Here is an 8,779-nt window from a genome sequence, read left to right as displayed (position 1 = left end):
CCAACCTGCAGACTCTCATTATGAACGAGGGACCAACAGGGGGCAGGTCAATCCCTCCTCACATTCAACAGCAAGCTTCGGTCCGAATGCCTGAACGCCCACTGGTTCATGAGACCTGCTGATGCCCGAGAAAAGTTGGAAGAGTGGCGTAGACACTACAACGAAGACCGCCCCCGTAGCTCGACCGGATACATCGTCTCGATGTCGTAGGCAGCCCGCAATCATGAGAAAGTCAGAAAAATCCGGCTTCCGGCGGTCCACGGTTGGGGCGCAGCGTGCCACAAGGCGAGCATGCGATTCCGAGCGCCGATTACATTGGACCCGAACGATTACACAATACGAAAGACCCGGCCATCACAAAGGCCGTGAGGTTGGGATCAGAAAACAAGTATGTCAGCCGCTGTCACGACGGCACCCTGCTCGAATGTCGCCAATGCCTGTTGCGCTGCTTTTCCGCTACCATCGGCATCAAAATACAACGTCCCGCCAAGATGGTCGAAGACGAAGTAATCGTCTGCATCCAAAGCATTTGTTCCAGAAACAAAGTGCTTCGGGTCCAGTGTACCGGCCAAGATCTTCACGCCCAGGATCGAAACTTTGATTTGCAGGATATCGCCCTCTAGCTTTGTGTTCGTATTGAAGTCAATGATCCGATCAACATTGTCGGGACCAAGAGCGCGATCGAAGACAAATGTATCTGCCCCCAACTGCCCCTTTAGCGTATCGCGACCTTCTCGCCCGATGATAGTATTCGCGTATGGCGTTCCGATGATCGTATTATCAAGTGCATTACCAATACCGTTCAGGTTTGCAGGCAATCCGGACTTGGTGAATAGATTTTGCATGTGGAGCTGCTCCACATTTGCTTCTAAAGCGTAGGAGCGGAAAGCGCGAACTACGTCGATGCCTTGCCCCGAATGCTCAATTACCGTATCACCCGGAGCACGTATAAGATAGGTATCGTTCCCCAGCCCACCAAACATAGTGTCGTTGTTCTTCCCACCGTCAAGGATATTATCGACTTCATTCCCCCAAATGCGGTTCATGAGGCCGTTTCCTGCTCCAACCTGCGCTTTTCCTTCAAGGTGCAAGTCTTCGATGTGACGATTACCCATCCGGAAGTCAACATTGGAATAAACAGTGTCGAGCCCAGCCCATTTCCGACTTTCCGAAATCCGATCACCCTTGTTGTCGACATAGAAATTGTCGGACCCGGGGCCTCCGATCATCAAGTCAGCGCCTGTTCCACCATTAATATTATCATCCCCGAAGAATCCATTCAGAACATCGTCATCATCGCCACCAATCAACTCATCGTCTCCGGAGCCACCAGAAATATCATCCTCGCCGCGGCCGCCATAGAGTACGTCTGCGCCAGCGTTGGCCAGAATTAAGTCGTCTCCATCCAGTCCCCAGAAGGTGTCATCCGAAGCACCGCCCTGCATCCGATCGAAAAACCGAGAACCCACAACCTCTTCAATCGAATCGAGTGTGATCCACTCCATACCGTCACTACGACGCACATAATTTTGAGGAACAACCACATCGTATAGCGCTGTCTTCACTTCACGACCGGCGTAGTCCGAACTCTCGGACAGATCGATCCTGTCACGCCCCGTTCCTCCATGAAGGGTATCATTCCCTCCATTCGGCCTAACAGTATCATTTCCTGCGCCGCCAAATATTTCTTCCGTCAAAGATGTACCATTCAGAAGATCGGCAACCTTTGTTCCTCGGACAGCCGTCGCGGCTGAGTCGATTTTAATAGTCGCCGTCGCAGTAAAAGTTTGTGAGCCATCATCGACCATGTAGACGAAGCTGTCGTGACCAATAACACCTGAGAGGTTGCGATACACAAAGCTGCCGTCAGAAGTGATGGTCAGATTACCACCGCTTGGCCCCGAAACCACCGACAAAGCGAAGGGCGCTTCGGATTCGTACTCGTCGTTCGTAGTGACTATTCCCGCAACGGTGCCAAAGGCTTCTACTTCATAGGTATCATCAACGGCACCTGCGATAGGAACTACCGGCTCACCCTGTCCTTGTGACACATTCCAGAAGTAAGAGGATTCTTCGGCGACGCTCCCAGTACCATCCAGGATGAATGAGGTGATTTCTATTGCTTCAAAAGAAAGGTGGTACTCTGAATGCCCGGAAATTCTGTCGGCGACCTTTACGAAGAATGCGTTAGTTAGGTCTACAATTGTATCTGCTACTAAAATGCCATCTACGTTGTATTGCCCAACCTGAAGAAGGCGAACGTTGGGCAGGATCGTGCCCCGGAGCAACAGGTCCTGAAAAATTGGGTTTGCAAAGTCCTGTTCATGCAGCTTTAGAACGATCGGTTCGAAAGATGGTCGCCCATCTCTTGTCCCGGCGTCCTGGCCTGCGCTAGTGCGCAAGCTGAAACCTTCGAGTTCGAAGGCCCCTTCGAAGCCACTGCGCGTTACGTCCCCCTCATAATCTTCAAGCTGCATCAGAAATATCGGATCTTCAGTATGATCCTCTCTGAAATCTGCGGTAGCCTGCCCAATACCGACGCCTGCTTGATTCGAACTGAAGTTCCATTGAAGGACATCGCTGCCGATGGTCTCTCCAGCACGCGGCCCTTCAATAAAGTGCTCAACCTCAATTGAACCTATCTGTAATTTAATTTTATCAGCTCCCCCCGCATGCAAACGCATTTCAGATAACACAGCATCTCCCAGACGCATCTCCATGCCAATATTGCCTGAGTCATCATGCCCCACCAAACGTGCAGCAGGCAAAACATCCGAATTAAGGAGGTGCTCCGTCAGTATTGGCAGAATCCTATCCGCTTCAAAAAATAGATTCATTTCCGGAATCGTGCCGCTTTGGCCAATTTCAAAATCGAATCCTTCCAGAGCAAAGCCACTCAGGTCCCCACGAAACTGGTTAGGCTGGAATGATCCGCTCAGGCCCTCAATCACCAGCAGGTAGTTATTGAAGCCCCTGTAGTCGACTTGCCCTGCAGGGATTGCCTTCGGCACACCCACTCCAATGGATGAAGTCGACGTATCAACCGATCCGCTGGCCTCACCAAGCAATTGCCCCAACTCGTTCCGTCGTTGAGACGAAATCTCGATTGCATCAAAATCAAAAGTTAAAATTACGCCTTCTCTGGCGTTCATTTTCCAATTTGACAGCTTGAGAGTATCAAAAGAAATAGTCTGCCTATCCCAAGTCGCGAGACCTTCATCGAAGACTTCGATCAGACTGGCCAAGGGCAAAACCTGGCCAACTAGCAGGTGGGATAGCAGTTCGAGATTTCCAAGGTTGAAGGCACCAAGCGTGACCTCGACACTCTCGTAAGTCGGCGTGGGCACCCTAGCCGTCCCAACACTTGTTTCTGTCGCTGCATTGATTTGGAAGTCCTGAATCTCGAAGGAACCTTCGTGCGAAAAAACTTGGGACGGACCGGAAATGCCCTCTATGGCAAAAAGAATGTGGGATTCGCCCGTGGCATCTAGCGCAGTGCTAGAGTCGAAAGCCGTAACAGAGGAGCCTGCCCCCGCTGAAGGAACATCATACTGAAAAGTGTTCTCTCCAGCCGTCAAGCCGCCAAGCTCCACCAGAGGCGTGCGGATATCCATTTGCCGGTAATTGAATGTGATTTTGTCGGGTTCCGCTTCTTGTAGTTCGAAACCCGTAACCATCGTCTGCCCGAAGCGAGCTTCCGTCACAATCTGGTTGTCACCAAACTTGTAGCCTACAATTCGGAAACCCTCATGAATTGCGCGGGTTTGAAAATCTTCAATGAGGAAAGGGCTAATCGCGTCGAGGTCCAGAAAAAGTTCTATGTCCTTGAAAACGAACCCCCCTCTCCGGTCGGAATCATTCACACTATCGATATCAATCTTGAATGATGACAGTTCGAAAGCGCCTGAGAACTCCAGAGTCTCCACCGGCCCCTCGAATTCATCGAATATCACGTAGTAGGCGTCCGGCTGCACCCTCGATTCGTTTGAACCAGCCGTCGCCTCGGGAACACTTGTTGGTGAGCCTCCAGCCCTATCATACGCAAATGAAGTTTCGTCCTGGCCGGTACCGACGCCGGCTGCTGACAAGAGTTCGATCTGAGCGAAGTCGAATGCAACCGATGTCAGATTTTCCGTGAACGTAATTCCTGCCAACACTGCCTCGCCCAGCCTAATAGTTTGGACAAGTTGCATAGCCCCGCTATCTTCCGAAGCGAGTTTGTACAGGTTTACGGCCTTTCCCGCCGGCATTGTGTAAAATTCCTCCAAAATCGCCGGAAGAAAGGGATGCCCCTCTATTTGGAAAGTAAGCGGAGTCCATTCTATCGCGTCCTCGCGGGCTAGTTGGCCCGAGACAAGGTTCGACAACACGCTCAGTTGATGTCCGGCGACTTCAAACATTCCTTCGTAACCTTGGAAGGTGGAGGTCCCAGCGACGCCTTCGATCGCAAGAAAATATAGTTCTTGCTCAGGCGTCATTTCCGCCGTGGCGTCTACATTCGGCTCAGAAATGTTGGCTCCAGGTGCGTCCTGAATAAAGTCCCATTCGGTCACTTCCGTTCTGAAAGCGTCAGGCGAGTAGGAACTGGACAGCGTTTGGAAAACGAACTTCAATGTATCTGGCGAGCCACTGTCCTGAGTATAGCCGGTAATTTGGACTTCACCGAAGCTGACCTCGCGGACGATCTCCAAAGCACCTGCGCTTGGCTGTATCGAAACGACCTGAACCGACTCTATCCGGCGGTTCTGCAACATATCCTGAAGGAATAGCGGTGCGGCAATGTTGGTCTCAAGACTGACAACAACCTCTGAAGCCTCTGCTGGTCGAAGCGGATCATTCTTTGAAATCAGGAAAAAATAATCGAGAAGCTCGTGCTCCCCGTCAGAAAGTCCAGACGTAAGTTCGGACGCAGGATAGCCGTCGATAAGCAGGTAGTGGGTGAGGGACATGACAAATGCCTGAGATGAAAAACTGAGAAAATTGCTCGAAGCATAGCACCTGATCCAGGTCTTCCAAATACGAATTGTCGCCCGCCATTCCTTTCGGGCCGCCCACAGGTTGCGTGAGCTGGACTTGATGTGCAGTCGCTCTCTTGGAAGTGCCTTAGCCTATCCAGTTCTGCCTACAGATTATCATCTTCCACCTTGCCGACCGCAGAAATACGGACACGACGTGCGGATTGGCTGCACGCGATCCCACTACTTGGTTCGATTGCGTCGTTTTGCAAACTACTGATCGGAACCGTTATCCGCAGTCCGTTCGGCCTCGGCCTGTTCTGCTGCCCAGGCGCCTGCCGCTTCCACGGCGACAGGCGAGGCAGTCGGCACGATGCCGAGGTAGCTATCTGTTTCCTCAACGGGTGCGGCCGCGCGCTGCGTCATGCGATACAGTGCGTAGAGGGCGATGATGGCAAATGTTCCACCCAGAGCCAGCCAGAAAGCGTAGGGCCCGAACCACTGCATGGCCGAACCAGTAACGAGTGGCCCCAGGATGGCCCCGATCCCGAAGGTCAACACCAGCCCGCCGGAGGCCGCCGGCATCGTATCGCTGGACAGGGAGTCGTTCGTGTAGGCAAGGAAAAGCGCATAAAGCGGCGTAGTCACCCCGCCTGCAAAAAAGGCCGCGGCCATCAGCGCCCACAACAGATCTCCGGCTGCCCATGCTAGGCCGCAGCACAGCAGCCCCAATGCCGCAGAGCCGAATATCAGCAACCTCCGGTCCATCCGGTCCGACAACCAGCCGATCGGGTATTGCAGGACCAGCGCACCGGCAAAAAGCATCGCAACAAATAAAGAAATTTGCGCTGCACTCATCCCAATGAGCGATCCAAAGACCGCGGCCATGCCCGACTGTGTGGCATAAACCCCGCCAAGGAAGAAGATCCCGATCGTGCCGAGAGGAGACGCGTCAAACAGTTCTCGTAGGGCCATTGGCCGCGCGACTTCTGCCGCGGGCACAGGTGAAACGGCCAGCAGGATCGGTGCGAAAGAGATAGATACGCAGATCGAAGCGCCGATGAATAGCGCTGAGGATGCGGCATCACCAAGGTTCAGCAGTGCCTGCGCACCGATTATGCCGAGCGTCTGTGCGATCATATAGGCAGCCAGGACCTTGCCCCGGTTTTCATTCGTCGAAGCATCGTTAAGCCAGCTTTCCGCGGTAACATAGATGCCTGACATGCAAAACCCAATCAGAAGCCGCAGGATCGTCCAAGACCACGGATCCGTCAGCAGCGGAAAGGCGATAAGTCCTGCCGACATGAAGCTGCCAAGCGCGGCAAAGACCCGCACATGCCCCACCCGCCGGATCATGATGGGACTAACGCGCGCGCCAGCTAGGAAGCCCGCGAAATACCCTGAAGTGACGATCGCCAACTCGCTCGCCGAAAACCCTTCGATTCCGCCGCGCAGGCCGATCAGAGTGAAATGCATACCGTTGCCCAGCATGATCAGTACGATACCGAGCAGAAGTGCCCAGACCCCTGACAATACCTTGATCAAGATGCGCTCCTTCCCATGGGATCACGACCACCAAGCGAACGATCTCAGAAGCGCATGCGGCAGTCGGCCCTGTCAATAACGGCTTGGAGCTTGCCCCCGAATGTCGCTTACAAATCCAATGATCGTACCGGCCGACGTTCAGCCAGAAGGCAGTTCTAACCGCGCCCCGTCAGATCAGCGTCACCCTGTCGCCCGGAGCGATATGACCCGGGTCCAGGACCTCGGCGTAGACCCCCATGTTCATGTGACCGAAATTGTTGTGCAGCAGTTGCGGGACCTTCAGGTCGCGCTCTGCCGTTTCGGGGTTTACCTCGGTCGCGGCGCAGCGTCGGGTCTCGAAGATCACTCTCAGGCGTGTGTCGCCAATGCGGATTTCGCGGTCCATCATGTCCAGTTCGGAAAATCCGGGCCAGCCGTCGAGGACAAGGTTCGCGCGAAACCTGGCCGGGTCCAGCTGCACCCCGGCCTTGCGCTCCAGGTCGCGCAGGCTGTCCAGGTTCAGGATCGAAATCGCGTTCATCATCTTGTCGGACACGACCGAGACATCGGTGAACCTGTGCGGCGCGGCATGGACGAATTCAGGTGTCTTGTCCTCCGCGAGGTCCAGGTGGCGCGCCATGTAGGCGACCGCGCCCGCCCGACCATCGGCATCGGTCAGATCAAAGCTGTGCGCGACCCCGTCATATGTGACCGACATCTGCCGGGTGTCAGGGTCGAAGGTGGTGTTCAGCCGGGCCAACGCGGCTTCCTGCGCCAGCACCAGGAACTTGTGCTTGGGCAGCGGTTTCGGGGCTTCGGGATCGAAGCCGCTATCGGCACGGGCAAAGCCGAACATGCGGTCGTTGGGAAACCCTTGTCCCGGGATCAGGTCGACCCCCTCCAATGGCTGCGCCGACAGGCCCTTGATCGGGTAGCAGTAGAGCGCCCGAATGGTTGCATCATCACTCATCTTGTCAATCCTTCGAGAATACGAGCCACGGCCAGAAGGTGGCGGTCAGCGCCTGCGGCACCGACAAGTTCAACGGAAAACGGCATGCCATCCGGCCCCGGGCCAAAGGGCATCGAAACCGCAGGCAGCCCTGCCATGCTGGCAATCAGGGATCGCGCGGTCATCGCATCGAACAGCGGCTTGGTCTCGCCGTCGATCGTGATTTCCTCGGTATCGCCCAGCTTTGGCGCGGTTGCGACGAGGGTCGGAGAAATCAGTGCGTCGAGCCTGTTTCCCTCGAACAACGACTTCATTCTGTCGCGCAGAGCGGGCAGGACCGCCGTCGTCGCGGCCACGTAGACCTCGGGCCCAGGCAGCTCTCCTCTCGACAAGGCCTCGAACAGGCCGCGTACATCTGGGCTCGCGATGTTGCCGGCAAACTCGGCCAGCGACTGGCCCATCATGTTTTGGGCGAAGGCGATCCAGTTGGCGCGGGTTTCGTGCAACACGACCGGAAAGCCCGACTGCGCCGTCATCTCTCCGATCTCGGGGGCCTCGAGCGGGACCAGGATAATCCCTGACGCTTCCAGTTGGCGCAGAACGTCGCGCCCCGTCGCTTCCATCTGTTGCGAAAGACCTGTCCAATACGGATCGCCAACCACGCCGAGGCGCAGCTGCGACGGATCGTCAGGAAACTGTCCGTCTGTTTCCCCGGAAATGACCGCGTCCAGCAGGGCAACCTGTTCCACGTCAGCCCCGAACGGCGCGATCGTGTCGACGGTGTCGGACAGGGTCAGCACGCCATCGCCGGGGTAGCGCCCCGTGCTCGGGCGCAACCCGACACAGCCGCACATCGCGGCAGGAAGCCGACCCGACCCCCCGGTATCCGTGCCCAGCCCCGCGGGAACACAGCCCGCCGCCACGGCCGCAGCCGTGCCGCCACTGGACCCGCCGGCCATGCGCGTTGGATCGGCGGGGCTGGCGACTGGACCGAAATGCGCATTGGCGCTTGTTATGCCGAAGGCCAGTTCATGCAGATTGGTGATCCCCACCACGACAGCCCCGGCCTGCCGCAGGCGGGCCACGGCAGAGGCGTCTTCGGAGGCGATACACCCCTCTAGGGCGGGGGATCCTCCGTCGAACGGCTGACCCTCGGCGGCGATATTGCCCTTGATCACGACCGGTACGCCAAAAAGGGCCTGCCCATCTTGAGGGCCCGTCTCATCCAGCATTTCCGCCCGGCCCAAGGCTTCGCCCTTCATCGGATGGGTCAGCGCATTCAGACCACTGACCTGTTCCAGCTGATCAAGCGCGTGTTGGATCCGTTCTGTCACGTTGTGTGTCATGTCCC

Annotated in this window: 4 protein-coding genes and 1 pseudogene; 1 reads left to right on the top strand and 4 read right to left on the bottom strand. The window is 55.9% G+C overall.

All coding sequences use genetic code 11. The features are described from left to right. Positions 1 to 63: 63 nt before the first annotated feature. Positions 64 to 210 (top strand): annotated as a pseudogene (locus tag ATO9_RS24035) (integrase core domain-containing protein); the annotation flags it as partial. Between the two features lie 167 nt (positions 211 to 377). Here the strand turns inward: ATO9_RS24035 and ATO9_RS23695 are convergent. The 4 genes from ATO9_RS23695 to ATO9_RS21305 form a co-directional block, all read right to left on the bottom strand. Continuing rightward, on the bottom strand, positions 378 to 4,949 hold the full coding sequence (locus tag ATO9_RS23695; RefSeq protein WP_052418514.1) for an Ig-like domain-containing protein: 4,572 nt from the start codon (positions 4,947 to 4,949) through the stop codon (positions 378 to 380). Positions 4,950 to 5,228: 279 nt separating this feature from the next. Beyond that, positions 5,229 to 6,500: an MFS transporter gene (locus ATO9_RS21315; RefSeq protein ID WP_043754277.1), complete on the bottom strand. Its 1,272-nt coding sequence runs from the start codon at positions 6,498 to 6,500 to the stop codon at positions 5,229 to 5,231. Positions 6,501 to 6,669: 169 nt separating this feature from the next. Next, entirely contained in the window at positions 6,670 to 7,449 is a 780-nt protein-coding gene (locus tag ATO9_RS21310) for an MOSC domain-containing protein (protein WP_043754273.1), read from the bottom strand. After that, positions 7,446 to 8,774 (bottom strand): amidase family protein, encoded by a 1,329-nt coding sequence (locus ATO9_RS21305; RefSeq protein WP_052418513.1) that lies wholly within the window; start codon positions 8,772 to 8,774, stop codon positions 7,446 to 7,448. Before ATO9_RS21305 ends, ATO9_RS21310 begins: the two co-directional genes overlap by 4 nt. Between the last annotated feature and the right edge of the window lie 5 nt (positions 8,775 to 8,779).

The sequence above is a fragment of the Pseudooceanicola atlanticus genome (assembly GCF_000768315.1).
GTDB lineage: Bacteria > Pseudomonadota > Alphaproteobacteria > Rhodobacterales > Rhodobacteraceae > Pseudooceanicola > Pseudooceanicola atlanticus.
Note: the sequence above shows the minus strand (reverse complement) of the source record. Positions and strands in the feature narration are given on the sequence as shown.